The sequence below is a fragment of the Streptomyces sp. NPDC046122 genome, assembly GCF_056429965.1.
On record NZ_JBWKLQ010000001.1, the window covers coordinates 49,642 to 66,760 of the forward strand.

Genomic DNA, 17,119 nt, shown 5'->3' on the forward strand with positions numbered 1-17,119 from the left:
ACTGGACCTGAGGGGCGGCCTCCGGTGCTGTGACAACACCGCACCCCGCCGGGAAGGATCCGGCGGGTCGCGGTCGTCGGTCCGGGCGTACGGACGGTGTCAGCGGCGGTTCCTGCCGACCAGGTGGGCGAGACCCCAGGCGGCCGCCGCGGCGAGCACGAGGCCGAGCAGACTGATCAGCGGGTTCCCGGTCTCGGCGCCCCACCACGACTTGGCCGGGATGAGGGCGTCGGCCTGCATCATGTTCCGGAAGCCGTACCATCCGCCGGCGTCCAGGGTCACGAACACCACGGCGTTCGTGAAGCCGAAGAAGGCGCCGAGCGCGGCCACGACGGCCCCGCTGATGTGCGCGCCGGTGCTCCGGTGGCCCACCAGACCGACGAGCGTGCCGACGGCCGCTCCGTTGATCAGGGCGTGCAGCAGGTAGAGCGTGTAGACGGTGTTCGGCGACTGGTCCCGGTACGTGGCGTAGACGACGCCGGCGTACACGAGGGAGATGACCACCGAGGCGAAGAAGCCGAGGAAGAACGCTCCGACCGGACTTCCCGACCTCGGCTGCGGCCCGTAGGTCGCCTGCGGGTAGGCCGGCTGCATCGGGAACTGCCCCGGTCCGACCGGCGGCGCACCGAACCCCTGCGGGGGCCCGGGCGGCTGCTGGGGTACGGGTGGCTGGTGGCCCGGGTTGTACTGGGGCTGCCAGGGCTGGCTCATGAAGGGGTCCCCCGAGAAGCAGAAGCTGGAGCTGCCCAAATTACCAAACGGCGTCACCCGTGCCCCGGGCGCGATCGCGGTCTCCGCCATACCCTCACCAGGGAGGCGACAAGGGTGTAGACCAATGAGGGGACGCCGGGTGCCGACGACACGCGCGCGGCGCCGTCGGCTCCGGCATTCCCGCAGTACACACGGGGTTTTGGCATCGTTGACTCGGCTGGAACAGCGCTGGTACACCTTCGCATAACGAGCTGGACACCAGTGGTCAACACGCCTTCTCCGTGCGAGTGATGACGCGAGGTCAAACGTCCATGGACAACACCACAGTTCCGCCCTCCGCCCGCCCCCTGCCCCGAGCCCTCACCCTGCTCGCCGTCGGCGCCACCGCCCTGGCCCTGGCCGCCGCGGCCGCGACCCCGCTGAACCCCGCACCGCGGCAGGCGCGGGCGGACGGGCAGCGGACGCTGACCGTCGCGGTCTCGCAGAGCGTCGACTCCCTCAGCCCGTTCCTGGCCCAGCGCCTGGTCTCCACCACGGTCCACCGGCTGATCTACGAGAACCTGACGAACTACGACGTCGGGGACAACCACGCGATCCCGGGTCTCGCCACGAAGTGGGAGCCGTCCCCGGACAAGCTGACGTGGACGTACACCATCCGTGAGAACTCCAGGTGGTCCGACGGCGAGCAGGTCACGGCCGAGGACGCCGCCTGGACGTTCAACACGATGATGACCGACGAGGGCGCGGCCACCGCCAACGGCAGCTTCGTCGCGAACTTCAGGAAGGTGACCGCGCCCAGCCCCACCGAGCTGGTCATCGAGCTGAAGAAGCCGCAGGCCACCATGGCCGCGCTCGACGTGCCGATCGTCCCGAAGCACGTGTGGGAGAAGGTCGGCGACTTCTCGAAGTTCAACAACGACAAGACGTTCCCGATCGTCGGCAACGGGCCCTTCGTCCTCACCGACTACAAGGTCGACCAGTACGTCAAGTTCAAGCCGAACAAGAAGTTCTGGCGCGGCGCCCCGAAGTTCGACGAGCTGGTCCTCAAGTACTACAAGGACGGTGACGCCGCCGTCGCCGCGCTCCAGAAGGGCGAGGTGTCGTTCGCGTCCAACCTCACCCCGGCGCAGGCCGCGTCCCTCGCCAAGGCCGAGAACATCAAGGTGAACGACGCTCCCGGCCGCCGCTTCTACGCCCTGGCCACCAACCCGGGCGCCAGGGCGAAGAACGGCAAGAAGTTCGGCGACGGCCATCCGGCGCTGCTGAACCCGAAGGTGCGCAGGGCCCTCTTCGCCGCCACCGACCGCAAGACGATCATCGACAAGGTGTTCCAGGGACACGCCGTCGAGGGCGAGGGGTACATCCCGCCGCGCTTCCCGGCGTACCACTGGAAGCCGTCCGCCGAGCAGAGGATCGCGTACGACCCGGCCCGGGCGGCCGCGCTGCTCGACGAGGCCGGCTACCGGAAGAACGGCGCCGGCAAGCGCGTCGGCAAGGACGGCAAGCCGCTCGACTTCCGCATCCTGTGCCACGCCACCGACCCGAACGACAAGGCCATCGGCAAGTACATGCAGGAGTGGTGGGGTGATCTGGGCATCGGGCTGAAGGTCGACTGCCTGGACAACGTCTCGGACCCGTGGCTGGCCGGCGAGTACGACCTGGCCTTCGACGGCTGGTCCGTCAACCCCGACCCGGACTTCGTCCTGTCCATTCACACGTGTGCCGCGCTGCCGTCCACGCCGAAGGACACCGGGGCGACGGACAACTTCATCTGTGACAAGAAGTTCGACGAGCTCTACGCGAAGCAGACGGCGGAGTACGACCAGGCCAAGCGCGCGGATCTCGTCAAGCAGATGCAGTCGCGGCTTTACGACACGGGTTACATGAATGTCATGGCGTATCCGAACGCGGTCGAGGCGTACCGTACCGACCAGATCAGGGCGATCACGACAATGCCCGAGTCCGGCGGCAATCTGTGGGGCCAGGACGGCTACTGGAGCTGGTGGTCGGCCGTGCCCGCGGAGGCCGACGACACGTCCGGCGGGAGCGGCTCCTCGACCGGCCTCGTCGTCGGCATCGCCGTCGCGGTGGTCCTCGCCGGCGGGCTCGTGGTCTTCGTCGCCATGCGCCGCCGCTCCACCGCGGAAGACCGTGAGTAGTACATGAGCACTGCAAGCACCACCCCCCTCGCGGAGGGTGCGGCCGACGGCCCGGTCCCGGTGAAGACCGGGCCGTCCGGCCCCCGCGCCCGCTCCGCCCGTGCCTATCTGCTGTACGTCGCGGGGAAGCTCGGCGGCGCGGCCGTCTCGCTCTTCGCCGTACTCGTCACCAGCTTCTTCCTCTTCCGGATCATCCCCGGCGACCCGGTGCGCACCATGACGCACGGCCGCCAGGTGTCCGCGGAACAACTCGCTTCGCTGCGGCGCCAGTTCGGGCTCGACCTGCCGGTGTGGCAGCAGTTCACCGAGTACTGCGCCAAGGCGCTCAGCGGCGACCTCGGCACCTCGTACCAGTTCCACGCGCCGGTCGGCGAGCTGATCGCGGAGAAGCTGCCCGCGACGCTGCTGCTGACCGGCGTCGCCGTCGTCATCTACTCCGTGCTCGGCCTGTGGCTCGGTACGCGCTCCGCGTGGCGCCACGGCCGGCTCGGCGACAAGGTCAACACCGGCGTGGCCCTCACCCTGTGGTCCGTGCCCTCGTTCTGGCTCGGACTGCTGCTGATCATCACCTTCTCGGTGGGCATCGGCCCGATCCCCGGCATGTTCCCCACGGGCGGCATGGAGACGGGCGGCGAGACCGGGTTCGCGTACGTCGCCGACGTGGCGCACCACATGGTGCTGCCCGTCGTCACCCTGGTGGCGGTCGGGTACGCGCAGACGCTGCTGGTCATGCGGGCCTCGCTGCTGGACGAGATGGGCAGCGACTACCTGACGACGGCCCGTGCGAAAGGGCTGCGCGACGACCTGGTGCGCCGCCACCACGCCGTGCCGAACGCCCTGCTGCCCACGGTCACCATGGTCTTCATCAACCTCGGCCATGTGGCCGCCGGGTCGATCCTCGTCGAGACGGTCTTCTCCTGGCCGGGGCTCGGCGGCCTCTTCTACCAGGCGCTGAGCGTTCCCGACCTGCCCCTCGTGCAGGGTCTGTTCGTCGTCTTCGCCGGAGCGATGATCCTGATGAACCTCCTCGCCGACCTGCTCTATCCGCTGCTCGATCCCCGGGTGGGCCGATGACTTCCCCTTCGACCGCCGCGCAGAGCGCCTCCTCCCTCGCCTGGGCGCGGCGACGCGGGTCCGTGGCACGCTTCTGGCGTGCGTACCGTACGCACCGGGCGGGCCTCTTCGGCCTCGGCGCCCTGGCCGCGATCGCCCTGGTGGCGCTGGCCGCGCCGATGCTCGTCGGCAGCGACGTGCAGAGCGTGACGAACGCGCCCGGGGCGGCGCTGGAGGCGCCGAGCGGCACGTTCCCGCTCGGCACCGACCAGTTCGGCCGCTCCCTGCTCGGACTGCTGGTCTGGGGTGCGCGGATCTCCCTGACGGTCGGGCTGATGGCGGCGGCGCTGTCGGTCGCCATCGGTACGCTCGTGGGCATCCTGGCCGGGCACTTCGGCGGCTGGTTCTCGACGGTGACCATGCGGATCACCGACTGGTTCCTGGTGATGCCGACGCTGGTCCTCGCGATCGTGCTGGCCACGGTGATGTCGCGCAGCGTGTGGACGGTGATCCTGGCGATCGGCGTCACGAGCTGGCCGACGACGGCGCGCCTCGTGCGGGCGCAGACGCTGGCCGTGGAGTCCCGTCCGTACATCGAACGGGCGACGGCGCTCGGCGGCGGCCACGGGCACATCATGAGCCGCCACGTCCTGCCGAACGTCATGCCCCTGGTCCTCGCCCAGACCACCCTCGGCATCTCGAACGCCATCCTGACCGAGGCGACGCTCGCCTTCCTCGGCCTCGGCGACCCGGACGTCGTCTCGTGGGGCGGCATGCTCCAGGACGCGCGGGAGGCGGGCGCGGTCTCCTCGGGGCACTGGTGGTACCTGGCGCCACCGGGCATCGCCATCGCGGTCGTCGCGCTGGCGTTCACGCTGTGCGGGCGCGCCGTGGAGTCCGTCCTGAACCCGAAGCTGGGAGTGTCGACCCGATGAGCGCACCGGCCCCGTTGCTGGAAGTGAGGGACCTGCACGTGACGTACGGCGCCGGGACGCGCGCCGTGCGCGGCGTGGATCTGACGCTGTCCGCCGGGCAGAAGCTCGGCGTCGCCGGCGAGTCCGGCTGCGGCAAGTCGACCCTGGCGCTGGCGCTGCTGCGGCTGCTGCCGGCGTCGGCCCGGATCGGCGGGCAGATCCTCCTCGACGGCGAGGACGTCCTGACCATGAAGTGGGGGCGGCTGCGGGCCGTACGGTGGGCGGGGGCCTCGATCGTCTTCCAGGGCGCCATGCACTCGCTGAACGCGGTGCACCGCGTCGGGGAGCAGATCGCGGAGCCGGTGCTGCTGCACGGCGGATCCACGGCGGCGGCGGCGCGGCGGCGGGCCGGCGACCTGCTGGAGCAGGTGGGGCTTCCGGCGGGGCGCGCCGACGCGTATCCGCACGAGCTGTCGGGCGGGCAGCGGCAGCGCGTGATGATCGCGATGGCCCTGGCGTGCGATCCCCGGCTGATCGTCGCGGACGAGCCGACGACGGCGCTGGACGTGATGATCCAGGCGCAGATCCTGCGGCTGATCGAGCAGTTGGTGGCCGACAAGGACATCAGTCTGCTGATGATCAGTCACGACCTGTCGGTCCTGGCCGACACGTGCGACCGGCTCGCGGTGATGTACGCCGGCCGGGTCGTCGAGGAGGGCCCGGCGGACCAGGTGTTCACCGATGCGCGGCATCCGTACGGCCTGGCCCTGTCGGCGGCGTTCCCCCGCATCGGCGACCCGGCCTCCCGCCGGGCTCCGCGCGGCCTGCCGGGCGACCCCCCGGACCCGTCGGCGCTCCCGCCCGGCTGCACGTTCCATCCCCGGTGCCCGGTCGCCCTGGAGGAGTGCGGCACGCAGGACCAGGCGCTGCGGGAGGCGGGGGCGGGCCGGCGGGCGGCGTGCGTGCGGGTGGGAGCGGCGGTTCCGCCCCAGTTCCCGGTCGCGGAACCGCCCCCGCACAGCTGACCACCACCCGTACTCACCCGGAGCCAGCCATGAGCATCAGCACCAGCACCGACGCGGGCCCCCTGCTCTCCGCCGCCGGACTGCACGTCGCCTTCCCGGGCCGGGGCGGTGCGGCGACCGCGCGGGCCGTCGACGGGGTCGACCTCGACATCCGCCCCGGCGAGATCGTCGCCCTGGTCGGCGAGTCCGGCTGCGGCAAGACCACGCTCGCCCGCTCCCTCCTGGGCCTCGTACCGCCCACCTCGGGCCGCGTCACGTTCGGCGGCGCGCCGCTCGACTACGGCTCGCGCTCCCTCAAGGCATACCGCAAGCGCGTCCAGCTGGTGCTCCAGGACCCCAGCGGCTCGCTCAATCCGCGTCACACCGTGTACGACGCCGTGGCGGAGGGGCTGCGCATCCACGGTTGCGCCGGTGACGAGCGCGAAGCCGTCGCCGGGGCGCTGTCCCGCGCCGGGCTGCGGCCCCCCGAGCGGTTCTTCCTGCGCTACCCGCACGAGCTCTCCGGCGGCCAGCGCCAGCGCGTCGTCATCGCCGGCGCGCTGGTGCTGGAGCCCGAACTCATCGTCGCCGACGAGCCGGTGGCCTCACTCGACGCCTCCGTACGGGGCGAGATCCTCGCCCTGCTGCTGTCGCTGCGCGACGAACTGGGCCTCTCCGCCCTGGTGGTGACCCACGACCTGGGACTCGCCTGGAACATCGCGGACCGCGTCGCGGTGATGTACCTGGGCCGGATCGTCGAGACGGGCCCGGCCGACAAGGTGCTGACGGATCCTCAGCATCCGTACACCCGGGCCCTGTTGTCGGTGCTTCCGGAGTCCGGTGAAGTGCCGGTCGTCCTCACCGGCGAGCCCCCGGACCCGTCCCGCGTCCCCGACGGCTGCCGCTTCCACGCCCGCTGCCAGGTGCTCGCGTCGGGAGAGGCGGAGCGGGCGGGCGTCGCCGCCGACTGCCGTACGACGCTCCTGCCGGTCCTGACCGGCGGCGAACAGGCGCAGGTCGCCTGCCACTGGGCGGCGGCCCGCGTCACGGGGAAGGAGGCCGCCGGCGCCTGAGCCGTGCGGCCGGCCACGGGCCGCCGAGCCGGCCGGCGACGTTACGCGGTGGGCCGCGCGGCCCGGACCTCGTACGCCTCGATCAGCTCGCTCGACCGCTTCACGTCCGCCCCGATGGCCTCGAGCAGCGCCTCGATCGACTCGAACCGCTCCTGCCCGCGCACGTACGCGAGGAAGTCGACGGCGACGTGCAGTCCGTACAGGTCGAGACCGACCCGGTCGATGGCGTACGCCTCGACCGTACGCTCCGTGCCGTCGAACTGCGGGTTCGTGCCGACCGAGATCGCGGCGGGCATCCGCTCGCCCTCCACGGTCAGCCAGCCCGCGTACACCCCGTCGGCCGGGATGGCGGTGTGCGGCAGCGTCTCGACGTTCGCCGTCGGGTAACCGAGCTCACGGCCGCGCTGCGCCCCGCGCACCACGACGCCCTCGACCCGGTGCGGCCGGCCGAGGATCTCCGCCGCGCCCTCGACGTCGCCCTCGGCGACGAGCCGCCGGGTGAGCGTGGAGGAGAACGGCTCGCCGCCGCCCGCCGCGCCCCTCACGTACAGGTCGACGACCTCGACCTCGTAGTCGTACGTCTGCCCCAGCTCGGTCAGGAAGGCCACGTTCCCCGCCGCCCGGTGCCCGAAGCGGAAGTTGGGCCCCTCGATGACCGCACGCGCGTGCAGCTTGTCGACCAGCACCTTGACGATGAAGTCGGCCGGCGAGAGCTTCGAGAACTCCTGGGTGAACGGCAGGATCAGCAGCGCGTCCACGCCGAGCTCCGCCATCAGCTCCGCCCGGCGGTGGTGCGGGGCGAGCAGCGGGGGGTGGCTGCCGGGCCGCACGACCTCGCTCGGGTGCGGGTCGAACGTGACGACGACCGACGGCACGCCCAGCTCCCGGGCGCGCTCGACCGCGCGCCCGATGATCAGCTGGTGTCCGCGGTGTACGCCGTCGTAGGAGCCGATGGTGACGACGCTGCGTCCCCAGTCCTGGGGGATGTCCTCCAAGCCACGCCAGCGCTGCACTGTGACCGCTCTCCTCGTCCGCACTCGAACCTGATTACGCAGGTCTAAGACTGCCATGCCCAGGGGGTACGGCTCGCATCGGCATCGTGGAGCCCGGACCGGCGACGGCACGGCGGGTGTCCGGTCCCACGACCACCGCCCATTCGTGCGGCGCGGCGGCCAGCCAGCCGGCGACGAGGGCGGCGAAGCCGGGGACCTCGCGGGCGAGCCCGGCCAGCAGCCGGTCGAAACGGGCCGCCCCCCGCGGCGTGCGGACCAGGAGCGTCCCGGTGCGGTGGACGAGGTCTCTGGTACGGGCCTCTCCCCTGTGCCGGCCGCCGGCGCCGGCGGCCAGCAGCACCGCTTCCAGAACGCCGGTGTCGGGCGCGTCCCGCTCCCCGTCCTCCCGCCCGTACCGCTCCTCGCACTCCAGGAGTACGTCGAGCAGCTCGCCGCGCAGCGCGCGGGAGGCGGCGGTGCCCGGGGCGGCGAGCACCGGGGCGAGGGCGCGTCGCATCCCGCGGGGATGGTCGCGCAGCAGGCCCGTGACCAGCGGAAGGAGAGCCGCGCGGACGCCGGGGCCGTGTTCCAGGCACCGGTCCACGTACGCGGCGGCGTGCGCGGCCCCGTCGGGGTGGCGCTCCGCGTAGGCGCGGACGAGGCCGGCGGCGCGGTGGGCGAGCGCGGGCGTACGCACCTCGGCGAGGGCGCGCAGCACCTCGGCCGCGCCCTCGCCTCCACCCGCCAGGCGTACCAGGAAGGCGGCGAGGACGGGCGCCGGGTCGGTGGTGAGCGCGGCGGCGAGGTCGGCGGCGGGCACCCGTGAGCCGTCGCCCCCGAACACCGCGAGGGCCCGGGGCAGGTACCGCGACCGGGTCCGCGGGTCCCGTACGAGCAGGCCCAGGGCCGGCCCGTGCAGGGCGCCCTCCAGGGGCCGGGAGAGCAGCGCGAGCGCGGCGTGCCGGAGCAGCTCCCGGTCGGCGGGGGTGGTGCCGTACGGCGCGGTGGCGGTCCCGTACCGGGCGGCGGCGGCGCGGCGGCCCGGCCGCTCGTCGTCGCGGGCCCAGCGGCCGACGGCCCGGCAGAGCGCGGACGGCTCCTCCTCCGCGAGGGCGGCGAGCAGTTCACCGGCGCGGGGGTGCGCCCGGTCCGCCAGCGCGTCCGTCAGGTCGTCGACCGCGAGGGCGCGGCGGGCGTAGAGGAGTGCCTGGGCGGTGTCGGCGACCGTGGGACGCACCTCGGCGTCGTCCGCCGCGGGCAGCCGCCGCTCGTCGTCGAACCACTGGCAGAGCAAGGGCTGCACGGTTCGCGGCGCGGCCTCGAGGCGACGCACGACGGCGTCGAGGTACCGGCCCCGGGCCGGTACGTCCCCGCCGCCCCGGCGCGGCGGCCCGTCGGCGGGCACGAGCCGCCGCAACAGGTCCACACGCTCCTCCTCCGCGACCCGGATCCGCTCCCAGAACGCGGGCCCGAAGTCCGCCGCCGCGCCGGGCCCCCGGCTCCCGTCCGCCCCGGCGGATCTGCGGGTGATCGCGTCAGCCAGCACCCGCAGCACGGCCAGGCAGCCCGACGCGTCCTCCACCCGGGACAGCACCTGCGCCGTCAACCGGCTCGCCCACCACAGGGCCTCGTCCCCCGCCCGCCCGGCCGCACCGGACGCCGTGGCCCCCGGCACCGCCGCCGCCACCGCCTTTGCCACCGGCCGCTGGGGCACGGGCGCCCCGGCCGGCGACGGGAGGCCCGACGGCTCGTCCTGCCCGCCGGCCCCGGCTGCCCGCGCCGGGCCGGGGGGTGAGCCGGACCCGGCGCGCTCCGCCGGGCCCCGGGGCGGTTCCACGGCCGGGGCGCCGGGCGGGACGGGAGGTGCTGCTCCTTCCAGCGCGTGGACCAGGCCCATCAGCCTGCGGGACAGCGCGGGGGCGCCGTGCACCCGGTGCAGGGCCAGCAGCGCATGCACCACCGGCCCGACGCGGTGGCGCGCCACCGGCGACGGCCGGCCTGTCTCGGGCGGGTCGGGCACCAGTGTGCGCAGGGCCGCGTCGACGTCCACGTGCGCACCCTGCAGCCAGTCGCCGAGTTCTTCGTGGGCGAACCGGTAGCCGTCCCCGGCGGGCTCCAGCAGCCCCTCCGTCAGCACCGCCGCCGCCCACCCCGTGCGCGGCGGGAAGAGTTCCTCGAACGCGGCGCGGTCCAGTGCGCCCTGCCCCGACCGCAGACACCGCCGCGCCGCCTCGTGCACCTGACCCGCTACCTGTGCGGCGAGCCGCCGCACCGCCGTGCCCCGCGGCGCGGGCCGGTCCGCCGCCGCGAGCCGCACCGCCACGCGCAGGCACACCAGGTCCAGGTACGCGCGGAACACGTCCTCGCGCGAGGGCCGCCCCGGCACCTCCCCCGGCAGCGCCTCCCGTACCTCCGCCAGCAGCCGCAGGGTGAGCGGGTGCCGGGCGTCGGCGGGGTCCGCGAGCGTCCCGTCGGGGATGCCGTACCGCTCGCGCGCCGCGCGGCCCTGCGCCTCGGTCAGGTCCCCGGTCCGTACGGCTCCCGGAAGCCCCCGCCGGGGGCGGGCGGGCCGGTGCAGCGCGCTGCCGGGGAAGAAGGTGCCGGCCGTCTCCCAGTACTCGGCCCGGCAGGCCACCACCAGCCGCGCCCCGGCCGCCCGCAGCCAACTCGCCGTCCCCGCGCTCCACTCGGGCAGCCGGCGGAGCAGCGCGGGCGGCATCTCCTCCGGGGCATCCAGCAGGACGAACAGCGGGAGGCCCGCGTCCAGCGCCGACCGCGCCACCCGCTCCGGCGTGGCGGCCCCGGCGTCGCCGCACCACTCCCCCGACGCGGCCGCGATCCGCTGCGCGCCCCGCAGCGCCCGGCCCACCGCGTCCGCGACGGACGCGTCACCGGCGCACAGGTCGGCGCCGCGCAGCCGGAGCGTCGGGGCCGGCTCGGGGCCCCGGGCGCGCCGCTCGGCCAGCGCGGCGAGTTCCGTCGTACGACCGGTCCCGGGGTCCCCGGCCAGAGCGAGCACCAGCGCGTCGGCGGACGCCGAGAAGGCGGCCAACTCCCGGACCAGGCGCGGGCGTTCGACCACTTCCGGCCGGCGGTCCGGCTCCGGCGCGTGCGAGGCGGCGGCCGTCAGCCGCACCGCTCCCGCGAGGTTGAGGTCGCTCCCGTACGCCGGCACGGTGGCGGCGTTGCGCCGCAGCAGCTGGGCCAGCGGGCCGTCCGGCGCGGCCGCCGCAGCCGCCCGCAGCGGTACGGCGACGCCCGCCTCCCGCCGCTCGGGGTCCATCGCGGAGCCGAGCACGGCCAGCACCGCTCCCGTCTCGGCGTCCAGCACCGGCCCGCCCGCCGCCGGTCCGCCGAGCCGCAGCGCGTCCCTGCCGGCCGTGCCCATCGCCAGCTCGACGGCGTGGCCGATCAGCGGGACGGGGCGGGTCGCCGTGCGGGTGAGCGGCACCTGCCGGAGCACCCTCGCCTCGCGCCAGCCACCGGCCGCCAGCCGCACGTACGTGCCCGTCCCGATCCCGTCCCGCACCGCGACGGGCGCCGGGCGTACGCCGAGCCCCTCGGTCCGTACGAGCGCCAGGCCGGTCTCCGGCAGCGGGACGATCGCCTCCGCCCCGGCCTGACAGGTCCGCCCGCCGGGGGCGTGCAGGACGACCCGGCCGAGGCCGTCGACGACCTCGTGACCGGTGACGAGAGTGCCCCGGTCGTCGGCGACGAACCCCGTCCCGCGCGGGCGCCCGGCCGGATCGTGGATGCGCACCAGCGCGACCGGCGGGGCCTGCGGCGGCGAGAGGGGCGACGGGGCCGGCGGCAGGGCAGGCGACGACGAGGGCGTGTCCCGTACCGCCATCACCGAACCTCCCGCCGTGCCCCGTGCGAACGACGGTAGGTCGGCGGTGATCAGCAGGAGAAGGACGCACGGCGAAAGCGCCCCCCGGACACCCGCCGTTCACTCCGAGCGCCCGCCCAAAGGGGTGAATCGGCGGCCCCAGGCTGGAAAGACCCCTGGCGAGGGGGATCGTGGAGCGGGCGGCCCGAGGGCCGGCCGCTCCACGGTAAGCCGGGCAGGGCTCGGCGTCCGCTGCCTCAGCCGAAGACGGCCAGGCTCTTCGCCTTGCCCCGGCTCTCCTCGACCAGCGCCAGGAACCGGCCCTCGGGCCCGAAGACCGCCACCGGGCTGGTGTCGTACGCCGGCATGTCGAGCCGTACGCCGTTGGTCACCAGGCCCGCGCGCCGCTCGTCGACGTCCCAGCGGGCGAACGCGGCGGCCGCCGCGTCGGCGATCGGCATGACCGTGAGCTCCTCCTGGAGCTGCTCCAGCGTCTTCGCGGCGTCCAGCCCGTACGGGCCGACCCGGGTGCGGCGCAGGGCGGTCAGGTGACCGCCGACGCCCAGGCCCGCGCCGAGGTCGCGCGCGAGGGCGCGGATGTACGTACCGGAGGAGCAGACCACCGAGACGACGAGGTCGACGACGGGCGTCCCGTCCTCGGCCACCGCCGCGCGCACGTCGTACACCTGGAAGGACGAGACGGTGACCGGCCGGGCCGGGATCTCGAACTCCTCGCCCTCGCGGACCCGCGAGTACGACCGCTTGCCGTCGATCTTGATGGCGCTGACCTTGGACGGCACCTGCATGATGGCGCCGGTCAGCTCGGCGACGCCCGCGTCGATGCCCTCCCGGGTCACGCCGGAGGCGTCGGCGGACGCGGTGATCTCGCCCTCCGCGTCGTCGGTGACCGTGGTCTGGCCGAGCCGGATCGTACCGAGGTACTCCTTCTCGGTCAGGGCGAGGTGTCCGAGGAGCTTCGTCGCCTTCTCCACGCCGAGGACGAGGACGCCCGTCGCCATGGGGTCGAGCGTGCCCGCGTGCCCGACACGGCGGGTCTTGGCGATCCCGCGCATCTTGGCCACGACGTCGTGCGAAGTGAAGCCGGACGGCTTGTCGACGATGACAAGGCCGTCCGGCGTCGTGGTGGTGCGCTGCTTCATTCCGCGGTTTCGCCCTCGTCCTCGACTTCGGCTTCGTCTTCGTCCTCGGGCTTGCGGTACGGGTCGGCCTCGCCGGCGTACGTCTTGCCCGTGGACACCTGGCGCACCTCGGCGTCCTTGGCGCGCGCCTTGTCGAGGAGGTCCTCGATCGTGCGTGCGTTGTCCGGCAGCGCGTCCGCGACGAAGGCGAGCGACGGCGTGTGGCGCACGCCGGTCTGCCGCCCGACCTCGGAACGCAGCACCCCCTTGGCGCTCTCCAGCGCGGCGGCCGAGGCGGCGCGCGCTTCGTCGTCGCCGTAGACCGTGTAGAAGACCGTGGCCTCCCGCAGGTCACCGGTGACCCGGGCGTCCGTGATGGTCACGAACCCCAGTCGCGGATCCTTGATTCGCCGGTCCAGGGTCTCCGCGACCACGACCTGGATGCGATCGGCCAGCTTGCGGGCCCGCGCTTTGTCGGTCACCGGTCCGTCTCCTCTTTCTGCTGCTGCTGAACTTCAGTGCTTCAGTCTTCATCACCGTGCAGCCGCCGTCGTACCGACAGCAGCTCCACCTCGGGCCGGGCGGCGACCATGCGCTCGCACCGGTCCAGTACCTCTGTGAGGTGCCCCGTGTCCCCTGATACCACCGCCAGGCCGATCTGGACCCTGCGATGGACATCCTGATCGCCGACTTCCGCGACGCTCACCGCGAACTTGCGATGGAGTTCGGCGACGATCGGGCGTACTACGGAGCGCTTCTCCTTCAGCGACCGTACGTCGCCGAGGAGCAGGTCGAAGGACAGTGTCCCCACATACATGTGTGTCCGGATGTCCCGCCGGTTCGGGGTCGTGCCCCGCCAACCGCTTGGCAGGGACACAAGAACCGTACACGCAACGGCCGGGGCCGCTCGACGGAAATAATCTCCGCCGAGCGGCCCCGACCCTGCACTGTGTGGCTACACGGCTCAGCCGCGCGGCTTCTCGCGCATCTCGTACGTCGCGATGACGTCGTCGACCTTGATGTCGTTGAAGTTTCCGAGGTTGATACCGCCCTCGAAGCCCTCGCGGATCTCGGTGACGTCGTCCTTGAAGCGACGCAGACCCTGGATGTTGAGGTCCTCGGCGACGACCTTGCCGTCGCGGATGAGGCGCGCCTTGGTGTTGCGCTTGACCTCTCCGGAGCGGACGAGAACACCGGCGATGTTGCCCAGCTTGGACGAGCGGAAGATCTCGCGGATCTCCGCCGTGCCGAGCTCGACCTCTTCGTACTCCGGCTTGAGCATGCCCTTGAGGGCCGCTTCGATCTCTTCGATCGCCTGGTAGATGACCGAGTAGTACCGGACGTCGACGCCCTCGCGGTCCGCCATCTGCGCGGCGCGGCCGGCAGCTCGGACGTTGAAGCCGATGACGATGGCGTCGGAGCCCATCGCCAGGTCGATGTCGGACTCGGTGACCGCACCCACACCGCGGTGCAGGACCCGGATCTCCACCTCTTCGCCGACGTCGAGCTGGAGCAGCGAGGACTCGAGAGCCTCCACCGAACCGGACGCGTCGCCCTTGATGATGATGTTGAGGTCCTGGACCAGACCGGCCTTGAGCACCTTGTCGAGGTCCTCGAGGGACACCCGGCGGGTGCGCTTGGCGAAGGCGGCGTTGCGCTCACGCGCAGCACGCTTCTCGGCGATCTGGCGGGCCGTACGGTCCTCGTCGACGACCAGGAAGTTGTCGCCGGCGCCGGGGACGTTGGTGAGACCCAGGACCAGGACGGGGGTCGACGGACCCGCTTCCTCGACGTTGTTGCCGTTGTCGTCGAGCATGGCGCGGACTCGGCCGTAGGCGTCACCGGCGACCATCGTGTCACCGACGCGGAGCGTTCCGCGCTGGACGAGGACGGTGGCGACGGCGCCGCGGCCCTTGTCGAGGTGGGCCTCGATGGCGATGCCCTGCGCGTCCATCTCGGCGTTCGCCCGGAGGTCGAGCGACGCGTCGGCGGTGAGGATCACGGCTTCGAGCAGCTGCTCGATGTTGAGGCCCTGGCGCGCGGAGATGTCGACGAACATGGTGTCGCCGCCGTACTCCTCGGCCACCAGACCGAACTCGGTGAGCTGACCGCGCACCTTGGTCGGGTCGGCGCCCTCGACGTCGATCTTGTTGACCGCGACCACGATCGGCACACCGGCCGCCTTGGCGTGGTTCAGCGCCTCGATCGTCTGCGGCATCACACCGTCGTTCGCCGCGACCACGAGGATCGCGATGTCGGTGGACTTCGCACCACGGGCACGCATGGCGGTGAACGCCTCGTGACCGGGGGTGTCGATGAAGGTGATGGCGCGCTCTTCACCGTTGACCTCGGTGGCGACCTGGTACGCACCGATGTGCTGCGTAATACCGCCGGCCTCGCCCGCGACGACGTTCGTCTTGCGGATCGCGTCCAGCAGTCGGGTCTTACCGTGGTCGACGTGACCCATGACGGTCACGACCGGCGGACGGGAGACGAGCATGTCCTCGCCGCCCTCGTCCTCACCGAACTCGATGGAGAACGACTCGAGGAGCTCGCGGTCCTCCTCCTCCGGGCTGACGATCTCCAGGATGAAGTTCATCTCTTCGGCGAGGAGCTTGAGCGTCTCGTCGGAGACGGACTGCGTGGCGGTGACCATCTCGCCGAGGTTCATCATCACGCCGACGAGCGACGCCGGGTTGGCGTTGATCTTCTCGGCGAAGTCGGTGAGCGAGGCACCGCGCGACAGGCGGACGGTCTGTCCGTTGCCGCGAGGCAGCATCACGCCGCCCACGGACGGGGCCTGCATGGCCTCGTACTCCTGGCGCCTCTGCCGCTTCGACTTGCGACCGCGACGCGCGGGACCACCGGGACGGCCGAACGCGCCCTGCGTGCCACCACGGGCACCGGGACCGCCGGGACGCCCACCGAAGCCGGGACGACCGCCGAAGCCGCCGCCACCGCCGGGACGGCCCGCGCCGCCACCGCCGCCGGGACCACCGGGACGGCCGGCGAAGCCGCCGCCGCCACCGCCGGGACCGGCCGGACGGCCGGCGAAGCCGCCGCCACCGGGACGACCGCCGCCTGCCGGACGGCCACCGGGGCCGCCGGGGCCACGGCCGCCGCCACCGGGACCGCCACCGGGACGGGGGCTGGCCGCGGGACGCTGCGGCATCATGCCGGGGTTCGGACGGTTACCGCCGGGAGCACCACCCGGACGCGGGGCGCCGCCCTGCGGACGGGGCATGCCGCCCGGGGTCGGACGAGCGCCACCCTGGCCCTGCGGACGCGGAGCGCCGCCGGGAGCACCCTGCGGACGCGGGGCGCCACCAGGGGCGCCGGCACCGCCGGGACGCGGGGCGCCACCCGGACGGGGCGTCTGCGGACGCGCCATGCCGGTGGAGCCACCAGAGGTGAACGGGTTGTTGCCCGGACGGGGACCCGCGGGACGGGCGCCGCCGGGACGGGGGGCCTGCTGGCCACCGGGGCGGGCGGGACGCTCGCCACCACGGCGGTCGTCACGCTGGCCGCCGTCACGCTGACCGGCGTCACGCTGGCCGGCCGGGGCCGGACGGGCGGGACGGGGGCCGGGCGTGGCGCCCGCGGGACGCGGGGCCTGCTGGGGCTGCGCGGGGGCAGCCGGTGCCTGCTGGGCCGGCTCGGGAGCCGAGAACTCAGCCGCGGGGACCGGAGCCGCCGGAGCGGGCTTGGCCGGCGCGGGCTTCGGACCCGGACGCGGGGCACCGGACGGCGCGGACGCCGGCGGGGTGCTCGCGGGGGCCTCGGCCGCGGCCGGCTTGGGGGCCGGTGCGCCGGGCTTCGGGGCGCCCGGACGTGCCGCCTGAGCCGGAGAGGGCGCGGACGAGGGGGCCGCCGGAGACGGCTTCGCGGGCGTCGCCTTACGCGGCGCGCCCGGCTTGGCTGCGGACTTGCCGGCGTTGCCGCCGGGACCCTGCAGTGCGTCAGTCAGTTTGCGTACAACCGGCGCCTCGATCGTCGAGGACGCCGAACGGACGAATTCACCAAGTTCCTGGAGCTTGGCCATGACGACCTTGCTCTCTACACCGAACTCCTTGGCGAGTTCGTAAACCCGGACCTTTGCCACTTCGCTCCTTTGAGGTCCGGGTTACCGCCGGACCGTCGCTACTTCATGGGCGTACTCATCGCGTACTCATCGAGTGCTCATCGCAATCTCGACCTACTTCCAACTCGCGAGGTACCTGACCGCACGGTTATCCGTGCCGTTCT

Annotated in this window: 12 protein-coding genes; 5 read left to right on the forward strand and 7 right to left on the reverse strand. The window is 73.3% G+C overall.

Annotation, left to right across the window (positions count from 1 at the left end):
• Positions 1 to 99: 99 nt before the first annotated feature.
• Positions 100 to 711, reverse strand: coding sequence for a hypothetical protein (locus tag AC07FK_RS00190; protein WP_479101177.1), 612 nt, complete (start codon positions 709 to 711; stop codon positions 100 to 102).
• Positions 712 to 1,022: 311 nt separating this feature from the next.
• Here AC07FK_RS00190 and AC07FK_RS00195 point away from each other — a divergent pair, with 311 nt between their 5' ends.
• Genes AC07FK_RS00195 through AC07FK_RS00215 form a run of 5 tightly spaced genes read left to right on the forward strand, consistent with a single transcriptional unit; the run spans position 1,023 to position 6,914 of the window.
• Positions 1,023 to 2,870 carry an ABC transporter substrate-binding protein gene (locus AC07FK_RS00195; protein ID WP_479101179.1) on the forward strand — a complete coding sequence of 616 codons (1,848 nt, stop codon included), beginning with the start codon at positions 1,023 to 1,025 and terminating at the stop codon, positions 2,868 to 2,870.
• Positions 2,871 to 2,873: 3 nt separating this feature from the next.
• On the forward strand, positions 2,874 to 3,944 hold the full coding sequence (locus tag AC07FK_RS00200; protein WP_479101181.1) for an ABC transporter permease: 1,071 nt from the start codon (positions 2,874 to 2,876) through the stop codon (positions 3,942 to 3,944).
• Positions 3,941 to 4,858: an ABC transporter permease gene (locus AC07FK_RS00205; RefSeq protein ID WP_479101183.1), complete on the forward strand. Its 918-nt coding sequence runs from the start codon at positions 3,941 to 3,943 to the stop codon at positions 4,856 to 4,858. The genes AC07FK_RS00200 and AC07FK_RS00205 overlap by 4 nt, the downstream gene beginning before the upstream one ends.
• Positions 4,855 to 5,862 (forward strand): ABC transporter ATP-binding protein, encoded by a 1,008-nt coding sequence (locus AC07FK_RS00210; RefSeq protein ID WP_479101185.1) that lies wholly within the window; start codon positions 4,855 to 4,857, stop codon positions 5,860 to 5,862. Before AC07FK_RS00205 ends, AC07FK_RS00210 begins: the two co-directional genes overlap by 4 nt.
• Positions 5,863 to 5,891: 29 nt before the next feature.
• The gene (locus AC07FK_RS00215; RefSeq protein WP_479101187.1) at positions 5,892 to 6,914 is read left to right on the forward strand and encodes an ABC transporter ATP-binding protein; all 1,023 of its coding nucleotides are present in this window, start codon (positions 5,892 to 5,894) and stop codon (positions 6,912 to 6,914) included.
• A 41-nt stretch (positions 6,915 to 6,955) separates the two neighbouring features.
• On the opposite strand, the gene AC07FK_RS00220 is transcribed toward AC07FK_RS00215, so the two are convergent.
• The 6 genes from AC07FK_RS00220 to infB all read right to left on the reverse strand — a co-directional run bounded on the left by AC07FK_RS00220 (position 6,956) and on the right by infB (position 16,976).
• Complete coding sequence (locus AC07FK_RS00220) at positions 6,956 to 7,927, reverse strand: bifunctional riboflavin kinase/FAD synthetase (protein WP_479101189.1); 972 nt, start codon at positions 7,925 to 7,927, stop codon at positions 6,956 to 6,958.
• Between the two features lie 34 nt (positions 7,928 to 7,961).
• The gene (locus AC07FK_RS00225; RefSeq protein ID WP_479101191.1) at positions 7,962 to 11,756 is read right to left on the reverse strand and encodes a serine protease; all 3,795 of its coding nucleotides are present in this window, start codon (positions 11,754 to 11,756) and stop codon (positions 7,962 to 7,964) included.
• A gap of 236 nt (positions 11,757 to 11,992) precedes the next feature.
• Positions 11,993 to 12,895 carry a tRNA pseudouridine(55) synthase TruB gene (gene truB, locus AC07FK_RS00230; protein ID WP_479101193.1) on the reverse strand — a complete coding sequence of 301 codons (903 nt, stop codon included), beginning with the start codon at positions 12,893 to 12,895 and terminating at the stop codon, positions 11,993 to 11,995.
• Positions 12,892 to 13,356: a 30S ribosome-binding factor RbfA gene (gene rbfA, locus AC07FK_RS00235; protein WP_479101195.1), complete on the reverse strand. Its 465-nt coding sequence runs from the start codon at positions 13,354 to 13,356 to the stop codon at positions 12,892 to 12,894. Before rbfA ends, truB begins: the two co-directional genes overlap by 4 nt.
• Before the next feature lie 41 nt (positions 13,357 to 13,397).
• Positions 13,398 to 13,691, reverse strand: a complete 294-nt coding sequence (locus tag AC07FK_RS00240) for a DUF503 domain-containing protein (protein WP_479101197.1) — start codon at positions 13,689 to 13,691, stop codon at positions 13,398 to 13,400.
• Between the two features lie 147 nt (positions 13,692 to 13,838).
• A complete protein-coding gene (gene infB, locus AC07FK_RS00245; protein WP_479101199.1) occupies positions 13,839 to 16,976 on the reverse strand; it encodes a translation initiation factor IF-2 in 3,138 nt (1,045 codons plus the stop codon).
• Between the last annotated feature and the right edge of the window lie 143 nt (positions 16,977 to 17,119).

Coding starts and splice junctions, on each gene's coding strand:
- AC07FK_RS00240 (WP_479101197.1), bottom strand. CDS start 13,691: ATGTATGTGGGGACACTGTCCTTCGACCTGCTCCTCGGCGACGTACGG.
- AC07FK_RS00200 (WP_479101181.1), top strand. CDS start 2,874: ATGAGCACTGCAAGCACCACCCCCCTCGCGGAGGGTGCGGCCGACGGC.
- AC07FK_RS00190 (WP_479101177.1), bottom strand. CDS start 711: ATGAGCCAGCCCTGGCAGCCCCAGTACAACCCGGGCCACCAGCCACCC.
- AC07FK_RS00195 (WP_479101179.1), top strand. CDS start 1,023: ATGGACAACACCACAGTTCCGCCCTCCGCCCGCCCCCTGCCCCGAGCC.
- AC07FK_RS00215 (WP_479101187.1), top strand. CDS start 5,892: ATGAGCATCAGCACCAGCACCGACGCGGGCCCCCTGCTCTCCGCCGCC.
- AC07FK_RS00210 (WP_479101185.1), top strand. CDS start 4,855: ATGAGCGCACCGGCCCCGTTGCTGGAAGTGAGGGACCTGCACGTGACG.
- AC07FK_RS00205 (WP_479101183.1), top strand. CDS start 3,941: ATGACTTCCCCTTCGACCGCCGCGCAGAGCGCCTCCTCCCTCGCCTGG.
- truB (WP_479101193.1), bottom strand. CDS start 12,895: ATGAAGCAGCGCACCACCACGACGCCGGACGGCCTTGTCATCGTCGAC.
- AC07FK_RS00225 (WP_479101191.1), bottom strand. CDS start 11,756: ATGGCGGTACGGGACACGCCCTCGTCGTCGCCTGCCCTGCCGCCGGCC.